This is a genomic window from Arthrobacter sp. BB-1, assembly GCF_006151685.1.
Classification (GTDB): domain Bacteria; phylum Actinomycetota; class Actinomycetes; order Actinomycetales; family Micrococcaceae; genus Arthrobacter.
The window spans coordinates 107,787-128,770 of the sequence record NZ_VDEV01000026.1; the positions used below are offsets into that span (position 1 = coordinate 107,787).

The 20,984-nt window shown below is 65.5% G+C and carries 19 protein-coding genes and 2 tRNA genes; 5 read left to right on the forward strand and 16 right to left on the reverse strand.

What is annotated here, in order from left to right:
* Positions 1–22: 22 nt before the first annotated feature.
* A complete protein-coding gene (gene asd, locus FHJ30_RS14640; RefSeq protein WP_139029970.1) occupies positions 23–1,165 on the forward strand; it encodes an aspartate-semialdehyde dehydrogenase in 1,143 nt (380 codons plus the stop codon).
* An 87-nt stretch (positions 1,166–1,252) separates the two neighbouring features.
* On the opposite strand, the gene FHJ30_RS14645 is transcribed toward asd, so the two are convergent.
* From FHJ30_RS14645 to FHJ30_RS14655, 3 genes are all read right to left on the reverse strand, one after another.
* Complete coding sequence (locus FHJ30_RS14645) at positions 1,253–2,215, reverse strand: type IV toxin-antitoxin system AbiEi family antitoxin domain-containing protein (RefSeq protein ID WP_171059066.1); 963 nt, start codon at positions 2,213–2,215, stop codon at positions 1,253–1,255.
* A gap of 163 nt (positions 2,216–2,378) precedes the next feature.
* Positions 2,379–3,515, reverse strand: coding sequence for a winged helix DNA-binding domain-containing protein (locus tag FHJ30_RS14650; protein ID WP_139029972.1), 1,137 nt, complete (start codon positions 3,513–3,515; stop codon positions 2,379–2,381).
* Positions 3,516–3,610: 95 nt separating this feature from the next.
* A complete protein-coding gene (locus FHJ30_RS14655; RefSeq protein ID WP_139029973.1) occupies positions 3,611–4,678 on the reverse strand; it encodes a UDP-N-acetylmuramate dehydrogenase in 1,068 nt (355 codons plus the stop codon).
* 192 nt (positions 4,679–4,870) lie between these two features.
* Between FHJ30_RS14655 and FHJ30_RS14660 the strand changes: the two genes are divergently transcribed.
* Positions 4,871–5,848, forward strand: coding sequence for a serine protease (locus FHJ30_RS14660; RefSeq protein ID WP_139029974.1), 978 nt, complete (start codon positions 4,871–4,873; stop codon positions 5,846–5,848).
* An 86-nt stretch (positions 5,849–5,934) separates the two neighbouring features.
* On the opposite strand, the gene FHJ30_RS14665 is transcribed toward FHJ30_RS14660, so the two are convergent.
* Both FHJ30_RS14665 and FHJ30_RS14670 read right to left on the reverse strand, forming a co-directional pair.
* Positions 5,935–6,372, reverse strand: coding sequence for a MaoC family dehydratase (locus FHJ30_RS14665; RefSeq protein WP_139029975.1), 438 nt, complete (start codon positions 6,370–6,372; stop codon positions 5,935–5,937).
* A gap of 2 nt (positions 6,373–6,374) precedes the next feature.
* The gene (locus FHJ30_RS14670) at positions 6,375–6,836 is read right to left on the reverse strand and encodes a MaoC family dehydratase N-terminal domain-containing protein (protein WP_139029976.1); all 462 of its coding nucleotides are present in this window, start codon (positions 6,834–6,836) and stop codon (positions 6,375–6,377) included.
* A gap of 127 nt (positions 6,837–6,963) precedes the next feature.
* Between FHJ30_RS14670 and FHJ30_RS14675 the strand changes: the two genes are divergently transcribed.
* A complete protein-coding gene (locus tag FHJ30_RS14675) occupies positions 6,964–7,344 on the forward strand; it encodes a metalloregulator ArsR/SmtB family transcription factor (protein WP_139030049.1) in 381 nt (126 codons plus the stop codon).
* On the forward strand, positions 7,341–9,014 hold the full coding sequence (locus FHJ30_RS14680) for a SulP family inorganic anion transporter (protein WP_240793713.1): 1,674 nt from the start codon (positions 7,341–7,343) through the stop codon (positions 9,012–9,014). Before FHJ30_RS14675 ends, FHJ30_RS14680 begins: the two co-directional genes overlap by 4 nt.
* On the opposite strand, the gene FHJ30_RS14685 is transcribed toward FHJ30_RS14680, so the two are convergent.
* The 5 genes from FHJ30_RS14685 to FHJ30_RS14705 form a co-directional block, all read right to left on the reverse strand.
* Positions 9,002–9,226: a DUF3188 domain-containing protein gene (locus FHJ30_RS14685; protein ID WP_139029977.1), complete on the reverse strand. Its 225-nt coding sequence runs from the start codon at positions 9,224–9,226 to the stop codon at positions 9,002–9,004. The two genes, FHJ30_RS14680 and FHJ30_RS14685, sit on opposite strands and share 13 nt — an antisense overlap.
* 22 nt (positions 9,227–9,248) lie before the next feature.
* On the reverse strand, positions 9,249–10,181 hold the full coding sequence (locus FHJ30_RS14690; RefSeq protein ID WP_139029978.1) for a DUF2797 domain-containing protein: 933 nt from the start codon (positions 10,179–10,181) through the stop codon (positions 9,249–9,251).
* A 29-nt stretch (positions 10,182–10,210) separates the two neighbouring features.
* Positions 10,211–11,074 carry a CoA ester lyase gene (locus FHJ30_RS14695; RefSeq protein WP_139029979.1) on the reverse strand — a complete coding sequence of 288 codons (864 nt, stop codon included), beginning with the start codon at positions 11,072–11,074 and terminating at the stop codon, positions 10,211–10,213.
* Positions 11,075–11,241: 167 nt separating this feature from the next.
* Entirely contained in the window at positions 11,242–12,183 is a 942-nt protein-coding gene (locus FHJ30_RS14700; RefSeq protein ID WP_139029980.1) for an aldo/keto reductase family oxidoreductase, read from the reverse strand.
* A 34-nt stretch (positions 12,184–12,217) separates the two neighbouring features.
* Positions 12,218–13,930, reverse strand: a complete 1,713-nt coding sequence (locus tag FHJ30_RS14705; protein WP_139029981.1) for a glycoside hydrolase family 13 protein — start codon at positions 13,928–13,930, stop codon at positions 12,218–12,220.
* Between the two features lie 96 nt (positions 13,931–14,026).
* Here FHJ30_RS14705 and FHJ30_RS14710 point away from each other — a divergent pair, with 96 nt between their 5' ends.
* A complete protein-coding gene (locus FHJ30_RS14710) occupies positions 14,027–15,232 on the forward strand; it encodes an ROK family protein (protein WP_139029982.1) in 1,206 nt (401 codons plus the stop codon).
* A 157-nt stretch (positions 15,233–15,389) separates the two neighbouring features.
* Here FHJ30_RS14710 and FHJ30_RS14715 read toward each other — a convergent pair whose 3' ends face one another.
* The 6 genes from FHJ30_RS14715 to FHJ30_RS14740 all read right to left on the reverse strand — a co-directional run bounded on the left by FHJ30_RS14715 (position 15,390) and on the right by FHJ30_RS14740 (position 20,831).
* Positions 15,390–17,522: an acyltransferase family protein gene (locus tag FHJ30_RS14715; RefSeq protein ID WP_139029983.1), complete on the reverse strand. Its 2,133-nt coding sequence runs from the start codon at positions 17,520–17,522 to the stop codon at positions 15,390–15,392.
* A 466-nt stretch (positions 17,523–17,988) separates the two neighbouring features.
* Positions 17,989–18,636 (reverse strand): SDR family oxidoreductase, encoded by a 648-nt coding sequence (locus FHJ30_RS14720; RefSeq protein ID WP_139029984.1) that lies wholly within the window; start codon positions 18,634–18,636, stop codon positions 17,989–17,991.
* Between the two features lie 16 nt (positions 18,637–18,652).
* Complete coding sequence (locus FHJ30_RS14725; protein ID WP_139029985.1) at positions 18,653–19,210, reverse strand: dihydrofolate reductase family protein; 558 nt, start codon at positions 19,208–19,210, stop codon at positions 18,653–18,655.
* Positions 19,211–19,279: 69 nt separating this feature from the next.
* The gene (locus FHJ30_RS14730) at positions 19,280–20,476 is read right to left on the reverse strand and encodes an acyltransferase family protein (protein ID WP_171059068.1); all 1,197 of its coding nucleotides are present in this window, start codon (positions 20,474–20,476) and stop codon (positions 19,280–19,282) included.
* Between the two features lie 148 nt (positions 20,477–20,624).
* A tRNA-Met gene (locus FHJ30_RS14735) sits at positions 20,625–20,698 on the reverse strand.
* Positions 20,699–20,759: 61 nt separating this feature from the next.
* A tRNA-Thr gene (locus FHJ30_RS14740) sits at positions 20,760–20,831 on the reverse strand.
* Positions 20,832–20,984 lie beyond the last annotated feature (153 nt).

Here is a 20,984-nt window from a genome sequence, read left to right on the forward strand (position 1 = left end):
CTCCGAAGTCTAAACTGGACCAATGACTACAGCAGCTACCCCTTCCGTCGGCCTGGTCGGATGGCGCGGCATGGTCGGTTCCGTCCTCATGCAGCGCATGCAGGACGAGGGCGACTTCGCCAACATCAACCCGGTGTTCTTCTCCACGTCCAATGCGGGAGGTGCCGCGCCGACGCTTGCTGGAACAGCAGCAGGCAGCGCGGGCAGGCTCGAAGACGCGTTCGACGTCGACACGCTGGCCAAGCTGCCCATTATTGTCACCGCCCAGGGCGGCGACTACACCAAGCAGGTCCACGGCGAACTGCGCAGCCGCGGCTGGGACGGCCTCTGGATCGACGCAGCGTCCACCCTGCGCATGAACGATGACTCCATCATCGTGCTGGACCCGATCAACCGGGACGTCATCGACAAGGGCCTGGTCAACGGCACCAAGGATTTCATCGGTGGCAACTGCACCGTGTCCTGCATGCTCATGGGACTTGGCGGCCTGTTCAAGAACGGGCTCGTTGAGTGGGGCACGTCCATGACCTACCAGGCTGCCTCCGGCGGCGGCGCCCGGCACATGCGTGAGCTGCTCAGCCAGTTCGGGACGCTCAATGCCGAGGTCAGCACGGAACTGGACGACCCGGCGTCGGCCATCCTGGACATCGACCGCAAGGTCCTGGCCCACCAGCGCACGGACATCGACGCCACCCAGTTCGGCGTCCCCCTGGCCGGCTCCCTGATCCCCTGGATCGACGCGGACCTGGGCAACGGACAGTCCAAGGAAGAGTGGAAGGCCGGGGTTGAGACCAACAAGATCCTGGGCACCTCCGAGGAAAACCGCGTCATCATGGATGGCCTCTGCGTCCGGATCGGCGCCATGCGCTCCCATTCCCAGGCGCTCACCCTCAAGCTCCGCGAGGACCTGTCTGTTGCCGAGATCGAGAAGCTGCTGGCCGAGGACAACGAGTGGGCCAAGGTGGTTCCGAACACGAAGGAAGCCTCCATGGCTGACCTGACCCCCGTCGCCGCCTCCGGCACCCTGGACATTCCGGTGGGCCGTATCCGCAAGATGGAAATGGGCCCGCAGTACATCAGCGCCTTCACCGTGGGCGACCAGCTTCTCTGGGGCGCCGCCGAGCCGCTGCGCCGCATGCTCAACATCGCCACCGGGAACCTGTAGCCTCTTCACAGCTGCCCAAGAGCGGCCGTCCCCCGCACAAGCGTTGCTGCCCAGCACCGCTCATGCGGGGCACGGCCGCTTTTTGTTTCAAGCAGGAATGCGTCGAGCGCGCTCCGCCAAAGCCAGGACACGGCGTTTCAGGTCCGCAGGCTGGTCGAGGTGCTTCCAGACGAGCCGAAGAACCAGCCATCCCTCCTCGATGATCGCGTTCTCCCTGTGGCGCTCTGCCAGGAGGACATCCGCTGTTGGGCGGTAGTCCGAGTACTTCCCGGCGCCGTCAAACTCTATGATGAGCCGCGACTCCGGGTCAGCGAAGTCCGCCCGGAACAATCCAGAGGCAGTGGGAATCTCGAATTGGGGGATGAAACCGCGCAGGCCCAAGGAGTCCAACAGGAGCCTGGTCCGTGTCTCACCGGCAGATTCGGACCGTCCATCAAGCGCATCGAGCAGGAGCCGCGCCCGCCGGCTCCCCCGCTTCTCCGGCCTTTCGTCAAGGCGCCTCGTGATCTCGGAGAGGCTGGCACCCATGCGCAATGCGTGATCACCAATCACGGCCGCCTGCTCGAGCGGCAGGATGCGGGCACAGTCCAGGACCGTCCTTTCCAGGCTGGTAGTCCGGATTTCCCTGCCGTCCGCGGTCCAGAGCGTGGTGATATCCCGTTCAGTCAACTCCGCCCGGTGCGTCCGAACGTCCTTTCCCGCGCTCGTCCGGGAATTGGCATAGCTGGTTGTGACGTGGATCAGCGGTCCGGCATTCCACACCTGGCATTCGTGGAGCCGTGCGGAGCTCTCATGACTGTAGCGGGAGGTCCCTCCTGTGGCGGCATGATGAGCGTGAACGAGCACCCTGTCCCGGGTCCACGGCTTTATCCCCAGCCAGTACGAGCTCCGGACGTAGGCCCCACGGAACAGGCGGAGAATCAGGCCGCTCCGGACTGCCGATGTCAGGAGGCGGTCCCCAATTCCGGCCCGCGCCAGCTGCGCGGTTGACGCCAGGGGTGTTGCCGGCCAGCGCCCATCCACCAATTCCCGGATCATTTCAAGCTTCATGGTCCTAGGTTCCGGGGCCGCGGGCTTCATACGAAGCCCCGAGGCGCCGGATGTGGATAACCCGGTGGCCCTCCAACTGCAACAGCGGCCGTGCCCCGCATGAACGGTGCTGCCCGGCACCGGTTAAGCGGGGCAGGGCCGCCCGTGCAGTTCCGGGAAGCGGTCAGCCTTCGAGGAAGGCCAGGTAGCGCCGGGCCTCCTTGGCGAGGGCAGCCGTGGCGGCAGGACCGAGTGGCTGGGTCCCATCGAACAGTTCAGGCGCGACGGCGGCGCGAGGGCCGGTACCGCTGCGGGACCAGGTGCCAATCACCTCTCCCCCGACTACCAGGGTCTTTTTGAAGACGCCATTGCCGCCCGGCACGATCTTGCCGGCATGCTCCGCTGCCAGGACCAGGCTCCGGTCCTGGTACCCCAACACAAATTCGTCGAAGCCGGGCAGCAGGAGGACAGACCGCTGGCCGGGGACTCCGCCGTCGAGCAGTGATGCCGTTTCCGGGGACAGCAAGTAGCTTGTCCCGTCGTAGCCAAGCCCCACCAGCTGGTCTTTTACATCCTCGAAAGCCGCCCGGACCTCGGTCAGGGGTAGCTGCGTCCACCAGGCGAAGTCGCGCAGGGTTGCCGGGCCATGGCTGCGGAGGTAGCGCAGCAGGAACTCCGCCACGGCCTCTTCCCGCGACAGGGTCCGCGAGACGGGAATCCAGTCGTCGAAGGCCGCAAACAGCTGCTGGTTCCCGGCCAGCGGGCCCAGGACCAGCCAGCCGTGCCGGCACAGGGTCCCCAGGATGTGGATGCCCCGCTGGCCGCGCGTGGGCTGCCCGGCAGCGTCGAAAATCCCAAAGAGTTCAGCGCGGCTGGCGGGACCGTCGGCGGCAATCTGCTCCATCGCGATGTCCCGGCATTTCTCCACGTCCGCCCAAGCGATGCCGAGTTCGCGGTGCCGGGAGGCGATGCCCTTGGTGAGCCGCTCCGCTGTGAGGCCAAGCATCCACCGAAGGTCCTCCGGTGCCACCAGGTGCAAAGTCCCGCGCATGGGCCAGGAGCGGACCACAGCGCCGGCATCGAGAGCGGAGCGGACATCTGACAGGCCCGCTTCAGGGACCCTGGCGCCCACAGCCCACGCTGCCGCCTGCAGGTCCTGGGCCTGCATGGCGGTCATCCAGCGGACGGTCGCGGCAATGGAGCCCGGCACGTCTGGCCCCAGCTCTCTTGGCTGCACCCGGCCCGCCGGGACCGGCACCAGCCGCTGCGACACCAGCCGCAGCCTGCCCATCGTTTTGCGGCTGATGCGCTTCCCGGCCATGGCCCCATCCTATGCGCCGTACAGGCCCGGACCATGGCCACCCGGCAACTGGGGCAGCACTGATGCACGGGAAAGGCCCCTGTGTGGGAAAGCCGCTAAAGCTGCACGCCGATAAGCAGGGGTTCCGGGTGCAGCTCGATGCCAAAGCGCTTTTCGACGCCGGCACGCACCTCGCGCGCCACCGCCACCACGTCCATGGCGCTGGCCGAGCCACGGTTGGTGATGGCGAGCGTGTGCTTGGTGGACAGGGACGCCCGGCCCCCGCTCACGCTGCCCGGCTCCAGTCCAAAGCCCTTGCCGAAGCCCGCCTGGTCGATGAGCCATGCCGCAGACAGCTTCACCAGCCCGTCCTTGCCTGCCGGGTAACGGGGTGCGTTTTCGGGCAGGGCTTCTGCGACCTCTGCGGGAACAATCGGGTTGGTGAAGAACGACCCCGTGGAGTAGGTGTCCCGGTCGGCCGGGTCCAGCACCATACCCTTTGATGCCCGCAGCCGCAGCACTTCCCGGCGCACGTCCGTGGAATAGGCGCGCTTGCCCTGCTCCACTCCCAGTGAGCGGGCCAGCTCCGCGTACCGGATGGGTGCGCTCATCCGGCCGATGGGCAACTGGAACTCCACGGTCAGCACCACGTAACGCGGCGATCCCTTGGTGGTGGTCTGTTTGAGAATGGAATCCCGGTAACCGAACTTCAGCTCAGAGTTCGTGAAGGTCTTGACGGCGTTGCGCCCGCGGTCCCAGGTCCGGACGGCGGCGATGGTCTGGGAGACGTCCGAGCCATAGGCGCCCACGTTCTGCACGGGCGTGGCCCCCGTGGAGCCCGGGATTCCGGCGAGGGCTTCAATCCCGGACCAGGCGTGAAGAACCGCGTACTCCACCAGCTTGTCCCAGTTGTGGCCGGCCTGCACCACCACTGCCACGCCGCCGCAGGAATCCTCGGCGTTGACCGTAAAGCCTTCCGAGGCGATCTTCACCACGGTACCGGGGAACCCGTCGTCGGAAATCAGCAGGTTGGAGCCGCCGCTGATGATCAGCAGAGGCTCCCCGGCTGCGTCGGCAGACCGGACGGCCTCGATGATCTCAGCCTCGGTGCGGGCCTCGACGTAGGTGCCGGCGGGGCCTCCGACGGCGGCCGTGGTCAGCTCGGAAAGCAGGGTGGAAGTCACCAGACCACAATACTAGGGAACCGGAAGGGCCCTCACGGCGTCCGCCGAAGTGCACCCTCACCGCTCAGTAACAAGATCGACAATTAACTAACATAGTTAGTATTTGATATTTACAAATTTGTCATATCTGCGTACCTTCAAGCCAGCGGATCACACACTTGGGTCCGCTTCCCCAAACCGCATAGGACAGCTATGACTATTACCAGGACTCTGGCCACAAGCCTCATGAGCCTCTCGACAGCCACCTTGTTCGCCCTTTCGTCTGCAGGGGGCGCCACGGCGGCACCTCCTTCCCCTGACGACGGTGGCGCTCCAAGGGTGAGCAGCACCAGGACGGTCGGAGACGCTGACTACTGGACTCCCGAGCGGATGCGGGCAGCCACACCGGGCGATGTACTCGCCAAAAAGGCACTGCAGCGGCAAAAGGCCAACACGGCGCCGGCAGGAGAAGCCGTCAGCAAGGGAGCTGAAAGCAAAGTCAAGGGCTCGGATCCCTCAGTCCAGCCCATGGCGAACGCCAGCGAAAACCCGGTCCCGCATATCGGCAAGGTGTTCTTCACCCTGGGCGGCGCCGACTACGTCTGCTCGGCCAACTCGGTCGCGTCCACCAACCGAAGCACTGTCTCCACCGCTGGGCACTGCCTCAATGAGGGGCCCGGCGCTTTCGCGACAAGGTTCACCTTTGTCCCCGCCTACCTCAACGGGGCCGCGCCCTACGGCAAGTGGACGGCCAGGGCGCTCTACGCGCCCACGCAGTGGAGCTCATCAGGCAACATGCAGTACGACACCGGGTTCGCCGTGATGTCACCGCTGAACGGCCGCAACCTTGCCGACGTGGTTGGCGCCTCCGGAGTGACGTTCAATGCAGCCCGCGGCCTCAGCTACAAGGCCTTCGGCTACCCGGCCGCTCCGCCCTTCAATGGAGAGTCCCTCAAGAGCTGCTCCGGGACCGCCACCAATGATCCCTACAACCCTCAGTTCAACACCCAGGGGATTCCCTGCAACATGACCGGCGGTTCCTCCGGCGGTCCGTGGTTCATCGGCACGTCGTCCGGCGGATACCAGAACTCGGTCAACAGCTACGGCTACGGCAGCAACTCCACGAAGATGTACGGCCCGTACTGGGGCTCTGTCATCCAGTCGGCCTACAACGCTGCCGGGGCTTCCTGACCCGCGGATCGCGTCAGGGAATTCCATAAAGCAGACTGAGGGAGGATACCCATGGGGGATCCTCCCTCAGTCCTTGACACAGGAGTTCAGGAGAGCTTGACGACGGCCTGGGCCTTCATCAGGACCTTCTGCCCGGCGGAAACAACAGTGAGGTCAACGCGCGCGGTGTTCGCCTCGGCGTCGAGCTTGCCGATGATGCCGCTGACCTCGATGGTGGCGCCTGGTTCGTCGGTGCCCGTAGTGTCGGCGACCAGGACGGGCTTGGTGAAGCGCGTCTGGAAGTCGACGACGGCGGCAGGGTCGCCTGCCCAATCCGTCACCAGCTGCACGGCGGAGCCCATGGTGAACATGCCGTGGGCAATGACGCCGGGCAGTTCAACGCTGGTGGCGAAGGCTTCGTTCCAGTGAATGGGATTGAAGTCGCCGGAGGCGCCGGCGTACTTGACCAGGTCGGTGCGGGTGACCTCGATGGTGCGGCTGCCGATCTCCTGGCCGGCGCTGAGGTCGTGGATGTTGAGGCTCATGGTTACTGTCCCTCTCCGCGGACCAGGATGGATGACGTGGTGGTGGTGACAGGCTCACGGGCCTCGCCGGAACCGAGGGCGAAGATTTCGGAGCGGGTGGTGATCATCGCTCCCCCGCCCATTGCACGGACGCCGTCCACGTGGAGTTCCGCCACCAGCCGGTCGCCGGCGAAGATGGGCCGGTGATGCGTAAAGCGCTGGTCGGCATGCACCACACGGGAGAAGTCGATGCCGGCTTCCGGATCCTCAATGAGCTGGGCGTCGGCGCGCTGGGCAATGATGATGGCGAACGTCGGAGGGGCAACGAGGTCCGCGTGGCCCAGGGCCCTGGCGGCGTCGACGTCGAAATGTGCAGGGTGGGCGGCCTTGACCGCACGGGCGAATTCGCGGATCTTCTCGCGGCCAACGTCGTACACCTCTGCGGCAGGGTAGCTGCGGCCCTGCAGGTCCGGATTGATAGTCATGGGCCCAAGCCTATCGTTGCCGTACCGGGCAGGACCTTGCACCACACTGATATGATGGATTTATCATTCCATCATGCCGCTCGGCACTGTGCGTGCCTGGCGGCACCGCGCACAGGAGCGCTTTTCCATGTTGTCCTCCGCCCAGGCCCCGCTGTACGAGATCAAAGCCAACCTCTTCAAGGGCTTGGCGCACCCGGCCAGAATCCGGATCCTCGAGCTGCTGGCCGCGGCCCCGCAGGAAACGGCGGCCGTCAGCTACCTGCTCGCAGAAACCGGCCTTGAAGCCTCGCACCTCTCCCAGCACCTGGCCACCTTGCGCAAGCACAGGGTGGTGACCTCGGTCCGCACGGCCAACGCCGTAACGTACCAGCTGGCACACCCCGGAATTGCGCAGCTGCTTTCCATCGCGCGGACCTTCCTCCTGGACAGCCTTGCCGGCTCCAACGAGCAGCTCCGGCTGGCGCAGCAGCTGCCCGCAGGCCACCTCGACGGCGGGAACACCCCGTGAGTGCTGGTGTGCGCGCCCCGGGCAAGCGCGCCAACCAGTTCCTGCCCTCCAGGCTGGATTACACGGGACTCGGGAAATCGTGGCGAACCGACCTGCTTGCCGGTATCACCGTGGGCATCGTTGCCCTGCCTTTGGCGCTGGCGTTTGGCGTCAGTTCTGGGGTGGGCGCAGAGGCCGGCCTGATCACCGCGATCGTGGCCGGCCTGGTGGCAGCCGTCATGGGCGGATCCCCTGTGCAGGTCTCCGGCCCAACCGGCGCCATGGTTGTGGTCCTCGCCCCCGTCGTGGCAGTGCACGGCGCCGTCAGCGTGGCCCTGCTCTCGGTCATGGCGGGGCTACTGGTCTGCGTCCTGGGATTCAGCGGCCTGGGCCGGGCTGTTGCGTTCATTCCCTGGCCCGTGGTGGAGGGCTTCACGCTCGGGATCGCCGCCATTATCTTCCTCCAGCAGGTTCCGCTGGCCACCGGCACGTCCGGTGTCCCGGGCCACAACACCCTGCTCGCCGCTGTTGAGGCGGCATCGGGGGCCCGCGTCCCCACCGCGCTGGTGACACTTGCGCTCGTGGCGGGGGTCGCCGTCGTGATGGTCCTGGTGCAAAAGCTGTTCCGGGCGCTTCCGGCCAGCCTGCTCGCGGTCCTCCTGGCCACTGCGGCCTCCGAGCTCTTCCAACTGGGCATCCCGCGCATTGGTCCGCTGCCGCACTCCCTTCCCGCGCCGGCCATCCCCGCATTTGACTTGGCCTCCCTGGGCAGCCTCGCGATGCCGGCGGTGGCAGTGGCCTGCCTTGCCGCCATTGAGTCGCTGCTCTCCGCCCGGGTGGCAGCCGGCATGAGCGGGCCTGACGGAACCCCGAGCGGGCCCTACAGCCCGGACAGGGAACTGACGGGCCAGGGCTTGGCTTCCATTGCGGCCGGGCTGTTCGGCGGGATGCCAGCCACCGGAGCCATCGCCCGGACGGCGGTGAACGTCCGCTCAGGAGCGAAAACGCGGCTCTCCGCCGGGGTCCATGCCGTGGTGCTGCTGGCCATTGTCTACCTCGCTTCCGGAATGGTCAGCCGCATTCCCCTTGCGGCGCTGGGCGGAGTCCTGATGGTCACCGCGGCGAGGATGGTGTCCCGGCGGACCGTCACGGCCATCATCCGCTCTACCAGGGCCGACGCCGCCGTCTTCATCCTCACGGCCATCATCACCGTTGCTTTCGACCTGATCGTCGCCATCCAGATAGGGCTCGCGGCGGCCGCACTCTTCACCCTGCGCAAATTCGCGTCGCTGAGCAGCGTGCAGCGCGAAGAAATCCCCGGGCCGCAGGCAGAAGGGGATGAGCACATTGCCGTGCTCCGGCTGGACGGGGCCATGTTCTTCGGTGCCGCAGAACGCATCCTCCAGGAGATCAGCCAGATCAGGGACGTGCAGGTGGCCATCATCAGGCTCTCCCAGCTGCGCATGCTGGACGCCACCGGGGCGCATGCTCTGGTGGAGGTCATCTCCGCCCTGGAGCTGCGGGGCATCACCGTGCTGCTCAAGGGGGTCCGTCCGGACCATCTGGGCCTGGTCACGAACGTGGGGGTGATCCGGTCACTGCGGCACCACAGGCACCTGTTTGAGGACCTCGATGACGCCGTGGAACATGCCCGCAGCCACGTCCGCCGGAATGCCGTCTACCCTTTGTAGTTTTTCCTGATGGTCTGGCCGCGGACCACGATGCCGGCGATATGCAGGACGAGGCCCAGCCCGATCAGCGGAAGGGATGCTGTGGCGAGGCCGGTGTTGCCGCTGGTGTTGCCCACCAGGTTCAGGATGATGCCGACGGCGATCAACCCCATGGCGCTGAAGACCAGGACTTTGTAGCGGGTTGGGGCGGTGGCCCAGAATTCGTTCAGCACCCTGAAAGTCTACCGGCCAACCCTAGAACAGGGCTTCCTGCACGGCCGGGACCTCCGAGGAATAGTCTCCAAGCTCGATGCGCCTGCCCTTGAGCCGGCCGAGGTCCACAACGAATTCGAGGTCCGTATCGTCCAGCGTGGCCAGCACAAAACTGCCGCAGACGGACCGGATGGTGAAGCCGTGCGGCCCGTCAGCCAGGCTGTGGGGGTAGGCGTGCCTGGGGCTTGCCGAACACAGCCGTTCAGCCAGTCCGTGCCTGGCCCAGGCTTCGTCCACCACCTCGAACCCATCCAGGCCAGAGCGGGAAATGACGCGGCGCGCTGTGGCCGCCAGCGCCGCATTGTGCGCCTTGAGGAAGCCCGCAGGGGCGGGGTCGGCGAGGGCTCCTGCCTTGGCGGCTGACCGCACCTGCTGCGGGAGCCTGCCGTCGCGCGTTACCAGGTCCTCAAGGATCCGTACTATCCGGCCGTCCGCGGCGCGGGCTATGTACCTGGCCACCACCGCGCCCTGTTCGGCCAGCCGCTGCCATTTCCTCAGGTTGGAAGCCGTTCCCACCTTGCTGGCCCCGTTGGCGAAGGTGGCCACGTAGAGCCAGTGCGGCTGCATCAGGTAGCTGCGGAGCCCGGGCGGGACGCGTCCGTCACGGTGGAAGTCGTGCATGAGCCGGAAGTCGTCCGCCAGGAAGCACCGTTCGCACTGGTGTCCGCGGGCCGAGGGCAGGCGGCCGGCACACAGCACGTGGTCCCGGTGGCCAGGGCCATGGACCCGGTGGTGGCCGAGGCAGTACTTTCCGTCGGCCGCGAGCCGAACGCCCAGCCTGGTGCCGTCGTCGAGCGCTGTTTCCCGGAAGGTGCTGTCCGCAGCCTGCAGCCGCAGGACAGGAGGCGCGCCGTTGGCAGAACCGTCCCCCGCAGGCCAGAAGACCCCGTGGACCAGATAGCGCGCATCGGTCACGGGGTCTCCTGGTGTGAAAAGCGTGGGTGCTACAGCGCGGGCTGCACCCCAAAGGCTACCGCGAGCTTCATGATCTTCTCGGCGCGGCCCAGGCGCGGCAGGTCGGACCCGTCACGGATCACACGGCCGTTGGCTTCGAAGTCGGCCATGAAGTCGGTGGCCCAGGCAACGTCCGACGGCGTGGGGCTGATGACCTCGTTGATCACGGGGGTCTGGTCGATGGCCAGGCAGAGCTTGCCGGTCATGCCCATCATCACCGTGATGCCGGTCTGCTCGCGCAGGATGGGGTGGTTGGTGCCCACGGTGGGTCCGTCAATGGGCCCTGGCAGGTTGCCCACCCGGCTGGCGACGACGAGCTTGGCGCGCGGGTAGGCCATGGCTTCGGGGGTGGCGGCCATGCCGGTGTCGCGGCGGAAGTCGCCGGAGCCGAAGGCCAGGCGGAAAGCGCCCTGGGCCTTGGCGATGTTGTTGGCTTCCTCGATGCCGACGGCGGATTCCACCAGCGGGATGACGGGCGTCTTGCCGTCCATGCGGTGGAAGCTCTCGGTCACCTGGTCCGCGGATTCGGTCTTGGCCAGCATGACGCCGAGCAGTCCCGGGGTGCCGCGGAGGCCGGCCAGGTCCGCTGCCCAGAACGGGCTGGTGGCGTCGTTGATGCGGACCCAGGCCTTGCCGCCGGCGGTCAGCCAGTCAACCACGTTGTTCCGGGCCTGGTCCTTCTGGGAGGGATCCACGGCATCTTCAATATCCAGGATGATCGAGTCGGCGCGGGACACTGCCGACTGGTCGAAGAGCTCCGTCTTCATGGCATTCACAAGGAGCCATGAACGGGCGATCTCTGCGGGGATATTGCGTTCCGGCCTTACGGTCTCGGTGGCGATGGTAGACGTCATGTATCTACCGTATCCGCCCCGGAAGGGGCACGGGGGCGAAAACGGCCGGCTCGGGAGGTTCAATACGAACTAAACGGGATATGACAGGCCCGGCGGCGAAAGCAGGTAGCGGCAAGTGTCGTTTTGGGGCGCCAAAACGACACTTGCAGCTACTTAGTTGGGGTGGGTCAGGGGATGTTGCTGCCGCGCGCAGTGACCCAGAGTTGGTACCAGTCCGCGCGGGTCATGGCCTGGGCCACGCGGGCGGCGTCGGCACAGGCACGGATCCGGCCGGGGTTGACGGTCCCGATCACCGGGGCTATGCCGGCCGGGTGCTTCATCAGCCAGCCCAGCAGGACCGACTCCCCCGTGCTGCCGTATTCCCCCGCCAGCGCCGCAACGAGCTCGGCGGTGGCTGCCTCAGCGGACGAAGGGCTTTCCGGTTCCGCCCCGGTGTACAGGCCCTTGGCAAGCGAGCCGTAGGCCTGGAGCGTGATGGAGTTCCTCACGCAGTACTCCAGGGTGCCGTGCGGGAAGCTGTAGTCCAGGTGCTCGGCATGGTTCACCAGCACCTGGCTTTCCAGCCAGGCCCGTTTGAGCAGGCTCATCTCCAGCTGGTTCGCCACCACCGGGGTTTCCAGCCGGTCCTGCAGCGCCTCGATCTGCGCCCCGGACATATTGGACACGCCGAGCTGCCGGACCTTGCCTTCCGCCATCAGCTGCCCGACGGCGGACGCCACCTCCGCCGGGTCCGCCAGGGGGTCCGGGCGGTGCAGCAGGAGGACGTCCACGTAGTCCGTCCGCAGCCGCTTCAGGCTTTCGTTGACGCGCTCCAGGATGGCTTCCCGGCTGAGGTCATAGTGCGTCTTCAGTCCGCGCTCGTTGAGCCTGATCCCGCACTTGGTCTGCAGCCGGATGCGGTCACGCAGCCCCGGGGTGGACGCGAGCACCTCGCCGAAGACTGCCTCGGACTTGCCGCTGCGGTAGATGTCCGCGTGGTCAAACAGCGTGATTCCCGCGGCCAGGGCAGCCTCGACGGCGGCAGCGGCCTCGTCCACATGCTCACCGGCATGCGGCTCGTCGGACCAGCTGCCGCCCAGGCCCATGCAGCCATAGATCAGTTCCTGCATCAGGAGGGCCGCCGTTCGGGGACCGGTCCAGGCATCAGCGCAGCCATGCGGTGGTGTTGGCGGGCAGCTTGCCGTCCTCAAGCGGCGCGCTGCTGGCCAGGACCTCACCGTCGGGAAGCGCGACGGCGGTGTCCCCGAAGTTGGTCACGGACTGCCAGCCGTTGGGACGGCGGAAGTGCAGGACCTCCGGGTTGCCGGTCTCCAGCCATTCCAGCTCCTCGTCCGTCTGCAGTTCGCGGCGGAGCTTCAGGGCCTTGCGGTAGAGCTCCAGCGTGGAACCCTGGGTCCCGTCCTGCGCCTCGACGGCGTACTTGCTGAACCAGTCGGGCTGGGGCAGGTGCGAACCGCCTTCGCCGAAGCCGAAGGAGGTTCCTTCAACCTTCCACGGCAGCGGGACGCGGCAGCCATCGCGGCCGATCTCCACGCCCTTGTTGCGGAAGAAGGACGGATCCTGGCGCTCGGATTCAGGGATATCCGCCACTTCCTGGAGGCCCAGCTCCTCGCCCTGGTAGAGGTAGGCGGAGCCCGGGACAGCCAGCATCAGCAGGGTGGCGGCGCGGGCGCGGCGCTCGCCGAGCTCCGTGTCCAGTTCCTCCTTGGGGCCACCGGCGAGCAGCCAGTCCTTACCGTCCTGGCCCTTGGTGCCTGCCTTGCCCTTCGAGACCTGGGGCAGGCCATAGCGGGTGGCGTGGCGAACCACGTCGTGGTTGGAGAAGACCCACGTGGAGGAGGCACCAGTGGCGGCCGCCTCGGCCAGGTTCCGGGTGATGATCTCCTTGTACTCGGCGGCGTCGAAGTCAGCCTGCAGCAGGTCGAAGTTGAAGGCCTGGCCAAGGCCCTCCGGGCTGGCGTAGCGTGCCCGGCGGGTGGCGTGGACCCAGGCTTCAGCCACGGCGGTGCGCGGCGGGTTGTACTCGTTGAACACCTCGCGCCATTCGGCGTAGATCTCGTGCACTTCGTCGCGGTCCCAGAAGGGGTGCGTGCCGTCGTCGAAACCGTCCACGCCGGTGTTGGCCGCGCTCAGTTCCAGCTTGGACAGCAGCGGTTCGGTGAGGTCCTTGGTGAGGGCGTGGGCCACGTCCACCCGGAAGCCGTCCACGCCGCGGTCGGACCAGAAGCGCAGGGTCTTGAGGAAGTCCTCGCGGATTTCCCGGTTGGACCAGTTCAGGTCCGGCTGCTCCTTGGCGAAGATGTGCATGTACCACTGGCCGGGGGTGCCGTCCGGCTCGGTGATGCGCTCCCAGGCGGGTCCGCCGAACACCGAGTCCCAGTCCGACGGCGGGAACTCGCCGTTGGGGCCCTTGCCGTCACGGAAGATGTAGCGGTCACGGGCAGGCGATCCCTTGGGTGAGGCGAGCGCTTCCTTGAACCACTCGTGCCGGTTGGAGGAGTGGTTGGGGACGATGTCCGCGATCAGCTTGATGCCGGCCTCGTGCAGGGCGGCGGCCATTTCGTCGAAGTCCTCGAGGGTGCCCAGCTTGGGGTCAACGTCCCGGTAGTCGTCCACGTCGTAGCCGCCGTCGGCAAGCGCCGAGGGGTAGAAAGGGCTCAGCCAGACGGCGTCGATCCCGAGCGACTTCAGGTACGGGACCTTGGAGGTGATGCCCTTCAGGTCGCCGATGCCGTCGCCGTTGGAGTCCGCGAAGCTGCGCGGATAGATCTGGTACACAGAGGCCTGGCGCCACCAGTTCGGATCGGCCAGGCGGTCGGAATCGGAAAGGGTTGCCAGGGTGGCGGTGGTGGACAAGGGGTGATCCTTTGCTGCTTGTCGACTATATTTATTTTGGTTCTAAATTTAGTTGCCCGATCATTATCTGGCCCGCCGCACGGAAAGGTCAACAGCATGGCTGAAACCACGGCTGCCACCCCGCAGCTGCTCCGCCGCGTCAGTGCCGGCGCCGTGCTGGAATTCATGCGCTCCTCCGGGATCGTCACGGTCACGGAAGTCATGGAAGCCACCGGCCTCACCCGCGCCACGGCCATCGCCGTCTGCGAGGACCTCAAGGAGCGGGGCTGGCTCCTCGAGCTGGAGAACCAGCGGGCCTTCGGCGGGTACCGGAAGGGCCGGCCCGCCCGCCGCTTCGAACTCAACGAGCGCGCCGGCTACGTGCTCGGCATGGACATCGGGGTTTCCAAAGCCACGGTGGTGGTGTCGGACCTTCGCGGGCAGGTGCTGGGGCGCTCCAGCCTGCCCTTCGCGGAAGCCGAAATATCCGCCGCGGAACGCGTCTCGGTCATCGACCGCACCGCGCTCTCCGCACTCCGGGGGGTGGGCGCCCCGCCCGATTCCGTCCTGGCCGTCTGCGCCGGCATTGCCGCGCCGGTGGACCGGAACGGCGAGGTACTGCTGGCGCAGCATTTTTGGGGATTGTTCGACGTCGGCCTGAAGGCAGCCATGCGGGACCGGCACGGCTGGACGGTCCTGCTGGAAAACGACGCCAACCTGGCCGCGCTCGGCGACCGCTGGCGGGGTGCTGCGGCGGGGGTGGACGACGTCGTGGTGATCCTTGCCAGCGAACGCTTCGGCTCAGGGGTGATCGACGGCGGGCGGCTGCTGCATGGAAGCCGCGGTGGCGCCGGTGAGCTCGCGTTCCTGGACCGGGTGGAGGGTGTGGGGGACACGTTTGGCATCGCCAGCCTGGCCAGGACGTGGGCGGCCGAGGCGCTGGCCGGCAAAACCAGGACATCCCTCCGGGAGTATGCGGCCCAAGGCGGCGCGGAGGCTGAGCACGTCTTCGCAGCCGCCGCCGAGGGGGACGCCATGGCCCTGCGGATACTGGACCGCCTGGCGGATCGCGTGGCACGGGTGATCGGCGCGGTGGCCACTGTGTTCAACCCGGAGCTTGTGGTGATCGGCGGGGCAGTGGCCAATTCGGCGGGCGTCCTGCTTGAACCGATTACCCGGCAGCTGAAGGATTTCACTGCCACTCCCCCGCGTATTGCAGTTTCACCGCTGGGCGACTCGATTGTCACCGTTGGGGCTGTCCGCGGCGCGCTGGACTATGTGGAGAAGCATTCCCTCGACCTTCAACTGGCAGTTCATGTTTGAGTCTCATAGCGATGCAAGTGTTACACCGGCGGAGCCATGAGCCAGAGTTACCTCGTTGTCAAAAGGCAAACGCACTTTCATGGTGGTGCCGGCGTCGCGTGCACCCTCCTACTGGACTCAGCGCAAGTTGCCCTCTCGGATTCCCCGGTTCTTCGACTCAGTCAACTTGCGCAGCGAACATGGGAACGAGTCCTTTGACGACCTCCCTGTTCAGATGATCGGCATCATAATAAATGGAAACTCCACCAACTGCGGAGTAACAGTTGGTGTCGTCACAGAAATAACGAGTGAGATCCAGTGGCCGCACTCTGGGGCTATCCATTTTTTCGACTGCCACCTTAAGGGGCTCCTGCGGGAGCGCTCTGTTCTTCAGAACAGCGCACTCCACTGGGTTTTCGGCATGGAGCGCAAGACAGTCAGCACTGCGGACTGAACCGTTCTGGGGGGGATCGAATATTGGCAAGACCAGGGCGCCTGCATCGATCCAACGATTCCAATACTTGACGAGGCCATCGGCGTATTGGGCCAACTGAGGACGTCCACTCCCATCCTCAATCTGTTCCCCCGTCGAGAACATGCTTACGAACACTTTGCTGGGCTTGTCTCGTTCCACGGCTGTGGCCACGGTCTGACTCCACTTTTCACAGCTTGCCTTTTTCGCGGGATCAGCCACTTGGCCCTCGTAACCCCGATAGGAGGCGTCTACGAGCGGGCAACCCCCAAAGTAGCTCCATTTCAGCTTCCACTGGCGTTCCTTGGCCAGTTCGAATACGGCCGTCTGCCACTGCTGGGCATGCGAGTCACCCACGAGCCAGACCGTCTCAGATTTAGGATCACCGCCCGAGAAGTCACAGGAGGCCGGATGGCCTGAAAGGCCATCCGCAAGAGTGTTGTCATTCTGGCATTCGTCGGGGAACTGTGCATATGAGTTGGTTAACGCCATGTTCGGCAACGCGACTGGCTTGGTAAAAGGACTCCCGCATTCATCCACTCGGTCCACTACTGAGGGCCCCTGGCACGGGTTGGCTGCCAGTTTTTCCGCCAGTAGGCGGGCCTGGCCAGCCTTCTGAGTTCCCAGGGCGCTCAAACCCAACGCCATCAGGGCTATGACCGTCATGCCAACAGCCAGACGGAGGAAGACTGGTCGCGCCGGACTGGGGCTCGTGTTCACGCCTCTATCAAGCCACCTGTCTTCGATAAAGACTTTGGTGAGCCAAGCAAGCACAACAGCCGAAAACAACACGAAAAGCTTGATGCCTGCGTTCAGGTCGGCCCCGGCGAGGTATGGGGCCACCACGATGAGCGGCCAATGCCACAAATACAGTGAATATGAAATGCCACCTACGAACTGAACTGGCTTTGCCCCTGTCAGGCGGCTGTGCCATAGCTGCTTTTCGGCAGAGCCTGAAAGGATAACCAAGGCAGTTCCCACAGCCGGTACCATCGCTGCCCATCCCGGGAACTCGGTGTGGGGGCCGAATGCCATAGCGCTCGCGAGGACCAACGCGAATCCAGCCAGCGAGCCAACATTGCAAGTCCTAGCCCCAAATGATGTACGGGAGCCAGCCAGCGCAACAATGGCACCAATCCCGAATTCCCATACTCTCACCTGCGTCACAAAATACGCCTGGCTGGGCGACACCGCCGTAAGGTATACGCTGCAGACAAAAGTGAGGGCGGTCGCTACGCTGACGCCTGCCAAGAGGACCCCTTGGGAAGACTTCCGCATCTTTCCTGACACTATATACAGGCCCATCAAAATCAGCGGCCAGAAAAGGTAGAACTGCTCTTCAACGGAAAGGGACCAGAAGTGCTGGGCCACAGTTGCTGAATCATTCATGGCCGAATAGTTCACCGACTTGGCCGCCAGAAGCCAGTTCTCGATGTAGAAAGCACTGCCGAGGACCTCTTGAACAGTAGCCGGCCACCGGTTGTAAGGCAGCGCGGTGCCGGCGAGCAGCAACGATGCGACGAGGACCAGGAAGGCAGCCGGCATTAGACGCCTGACGCGTCTGGCATAAAAGGTCACCAAACGTATCCTTCCGTTAGCCCTCAGCTCCTTCGCAAGATGCGACGTGATGAGGAAACCGGAAATAACGAAAAAGACATCCACGCCTATAAACCCGCCAGAGAGACGATTTGGCCATAGGTGATTAAGAACAACCAGTGCGACGGCAAGCGCCCTCAACGCCTGAATATCAGTCCTGAACCCGCTACGGCGTAACCTCTGTCCTTGGGATCGAAGTCTGAGGGCCCGGTTCTCGGCGGACGGATCAACCAGTATTGTCATGATTCCCTTCGACGCAACCACCGGCAGTGACCAATGTTCAACACCCGTCGGACGAAGGAGACTCAGTCACAGGGCACATCGATTCCAAACACGGAGTTCAGGGGTGCGCACTTCTCATTAGCTCGGCCAACGGCCGGCAGGCACTGACGATGCCGCAAAGGCAGGCAACAAAGAGCCATCTTACTTGAGCAGCACCGTTTGCCGCCGAACTCCGGCACGGGCGCGCAGGTGGTTTCGGTCACTTCACCTGGCCAAGTGCCGGTATTCATGGCTGCACTGTTCAGCTTGTGGGCAACGCCGGTTGGCAGAATTGGCTTCCCATGACGCGCTGTTGAAAGTGCGGGACTGTGCGAGGCGGTTGGAATGCGCCGTCACCAAAGCAACGGCGGGGCGAAGTAGCACGCGACGGGCGACGGTAGTGCAGGAAGGGCGAAGTATTTACAGCGCTAAGCCAGCTGACCTGCCGCTATTGCAGGGCAGCGGCGATAGGCAGCGTGCCGTCACAGAATTCGATGGTCTTGCCCGCCGTTTCCGGCAGGTCCAGCACGGCCACCGCGACGCTTGCGGTATTGCTTCGGGAGGTTTCCCGGCTGCCGCCGGGCGCGGGGCTGACATCGATCAGCCCGGTTCCCGGCTTGTCCGTCAACGCCCCCGGGCCCAGGATGGTCCAGGCAAGGCCGGTGCCCCGCAGGTACTCGTCAGCGGCGGCTTTGGCCTCGGCGTACGCAAAGAAGGAGTGGTGCGCCGGCACGCCATGGTCCTTGCCGGCGCCCAGGTAGGACACCATCACGTAGCGGCCCACATTGGCTTCCGCGGCCGCATCCATCGAACGGATTGCCGCGTCCCGGTCCACTGCGTAGGTGCGTGACGGGTTGCCGCCGCCGGCGCCGGCGGACCAGACCACGGCGTCATGGCCTTTCAACGCTTCGGCGATGGCCGCCGTCGTCGCATTTTCAACGTCCAGGACCGACGGCGCTGCCCCCGTTGCCGCGACGTCCGCGGCATGGTCCGGGTTGCGGATGAACGAGGTGACGCTGTGGCCTTCTTCCGTGAGCAGGGCGGACAGGTGAAGGGCCACTTTGCCGTGGCCGCCGATGATTGCGATTCGGGTCATGCCCCCATTCTGCCCCTCAGGGCAGGCAACGGTAGCGAAGGTACACCACGCCGTTGCCGAACCGGCGCTCGTCCAAGAGTTCAAGCCGGGCTTCCAGGTTGTCCGGCAAGGCCCGCAGGCCTCCCCCGACCACCACCGGATTGATCAGGAATCCGCATTCGTCCACCAGTCCTGCCGCGAATGCCAGTCCGGCCAGGTTGGCACCGCCGATGCTCATCGTCCCGTCCGTTGCGGCCTTCATCGCCCGTACGGCGTCCGGGTCGAAGGTGCGCTCGATCCGGGTCCTGGACGTCCCGGCGACTGCAAGCGAAGAAGAGTAGATAACCTTGTCTGCCTCCTTCCAGATCCGGGCGTAGTCCTGGATCACCGGCGGGTCGCCGGGACCGCCCATGGTTTCCCAAACGGCCATAACGTCGTACATCCTGCGGCCGAGCAGGAACGTCCCGACGTCCCGTTCGAGGTCGTTGACGAAGGCGTGGACTTCCTCGTCGGGCGCGCTCCAGTCGAAGTTGCCGTTCCTGTCCGCCACATACCCGTCCAGGGAGGTGATGCAGGTGTAGGTGAGCTGGCCCATGGTCCCTATTGTGGCCTCGAAGGCGGGGAGTTGGAAGCCACCGCGTTCACGCGCAGTTCACGGGAGCAGTCAGACTGCCCGCCGGCGCTCCGGGACGGTGCCAAGCAGTATCCGCAGTCCCGGCACCGAGCGGGAAATGTGGCCCAAGCCAAAGGAAACCACGACGCCGAGCACGGCAACCAGGAGGAACTTAGCCCCGGCCGGCCAATTGGCCTGCAGGATGGCCACCTGGAGGCCCACCACGACGAAGATGTGGAGGATGTACGCGGCATAGCTGGCGGCGGCCATCGCTGCCAGCAGCCGTACGGGACGGTGGAAGAGCTCCCGGGACGTGACCACCAGGCCCACGGACAGGCCGGCGCACACCATCGTCTCCAGGAAGACCCGCACCAGCGACCGCCCATCAAGCCCTCCCGTCGCGGTGGCAACATTCCAGAGATGGAAGGCCTGCAGGGAGAAGATGGCCGCGGACGCAATGAGGCCCACCGCCAGCCAGGTGAAGCCGATGTGGCGCGGGATCCGCCGGAACCAGTCGTTCCGGTAGGCCAGGATGCCCAAAACGAACAGGCTCACGTACTGGGCGAGGTTGGCGGGCTCCGCTGGAATGACGAAGAACAGCGGCACCCAGTCATCAACGGGAAACCACCACCGGACAACCCAGGTGACCAGGACCAGGGCCGCTGCGAAGGCCAGGATGGCGCGGTGGCCAGGCGGGGGCAGTGTCCGCCGCGGGCCCCCTGGTGCGGCCGGGCGCAGCCGGCGGATACGGCCCGCCAGCAGGACATAGGCGGCCGAGTAGAGGAGGAGGTGGGCCAGGAACCACAGGTGGAGGTAGGCGCCCTGCCACGCGCCGTCGTAGAGGGACCTAACGAACTCCCCCGGAGCGGGACTTCCGGACGCCAGGTAGGCGAGCGGAACGTTGACTGCCACAACGAAGAAAACGAGCGGCACCCCGATGCGGACCCACCGTTCCCTAAGGAACCGGCGCGGACCCTTGCGCTCATAAGAGCCGGGCAGGAAGTAGCCGGCCACCAGGAACAACAGGCCCAGGCCCACGGCCGCGTTCACCGTGTAGAACGGGACGAACCAGTCGCTGGTGGCCTGGTCTTCCACGGGCCAGAAGCCGCCGGTCTCCCCGTACGCCTGGGCGGCGTGGTGGATGATCACCATGGAGATGATCAGCACCCTCAGGACGTCCACGAAGGCCAGTCGGCCTGTCCCGGCGGCGGCGGCAGGTGGCCCGCCGGACCCAGCTGTTCGGGACATTGTTGGCCTTCCTCGCCGCGCTCCTGCCTTTGGATCCATCCTCTACCGCCAGTCCCGTGGCGCCAGAGCCGAAGGACCTTCTGTTGGCGGAACCGAAAAGGGCACAGAAAAGCCCCCGGAATCTCAAGGATCCCGGGGGCTTAGCCTGTAGCGGTGGGGAGGCTCGATCTCCCGACCTCACGATTATGAGTCGTGCGCTCTAACCAACTGAGCTACACCGCCACGAATGAGAAAAACCTGCGCCAAGCCGGTCAAAACCGCCTTGACACAGGCCCTCATCCAGAGCCCCCCACCGGAATCGATCCGGTGACCTCGTTCTTACCAAGAACGCGCTCTACCACTGAGCTAGGGGGGCAACGAGTAAATACTCTACCGGAAGATTTTCCCACCAACAAATCGGCGTCCGGGGTGGCTTTTGGGCGGCGCAACGCTTGCAGTTCGCGCCCCTTGGACCCCGATTTTCCGCGCCATTACGGGGTTGTGCGGCCGGGCAGACGGCGACAGGGTC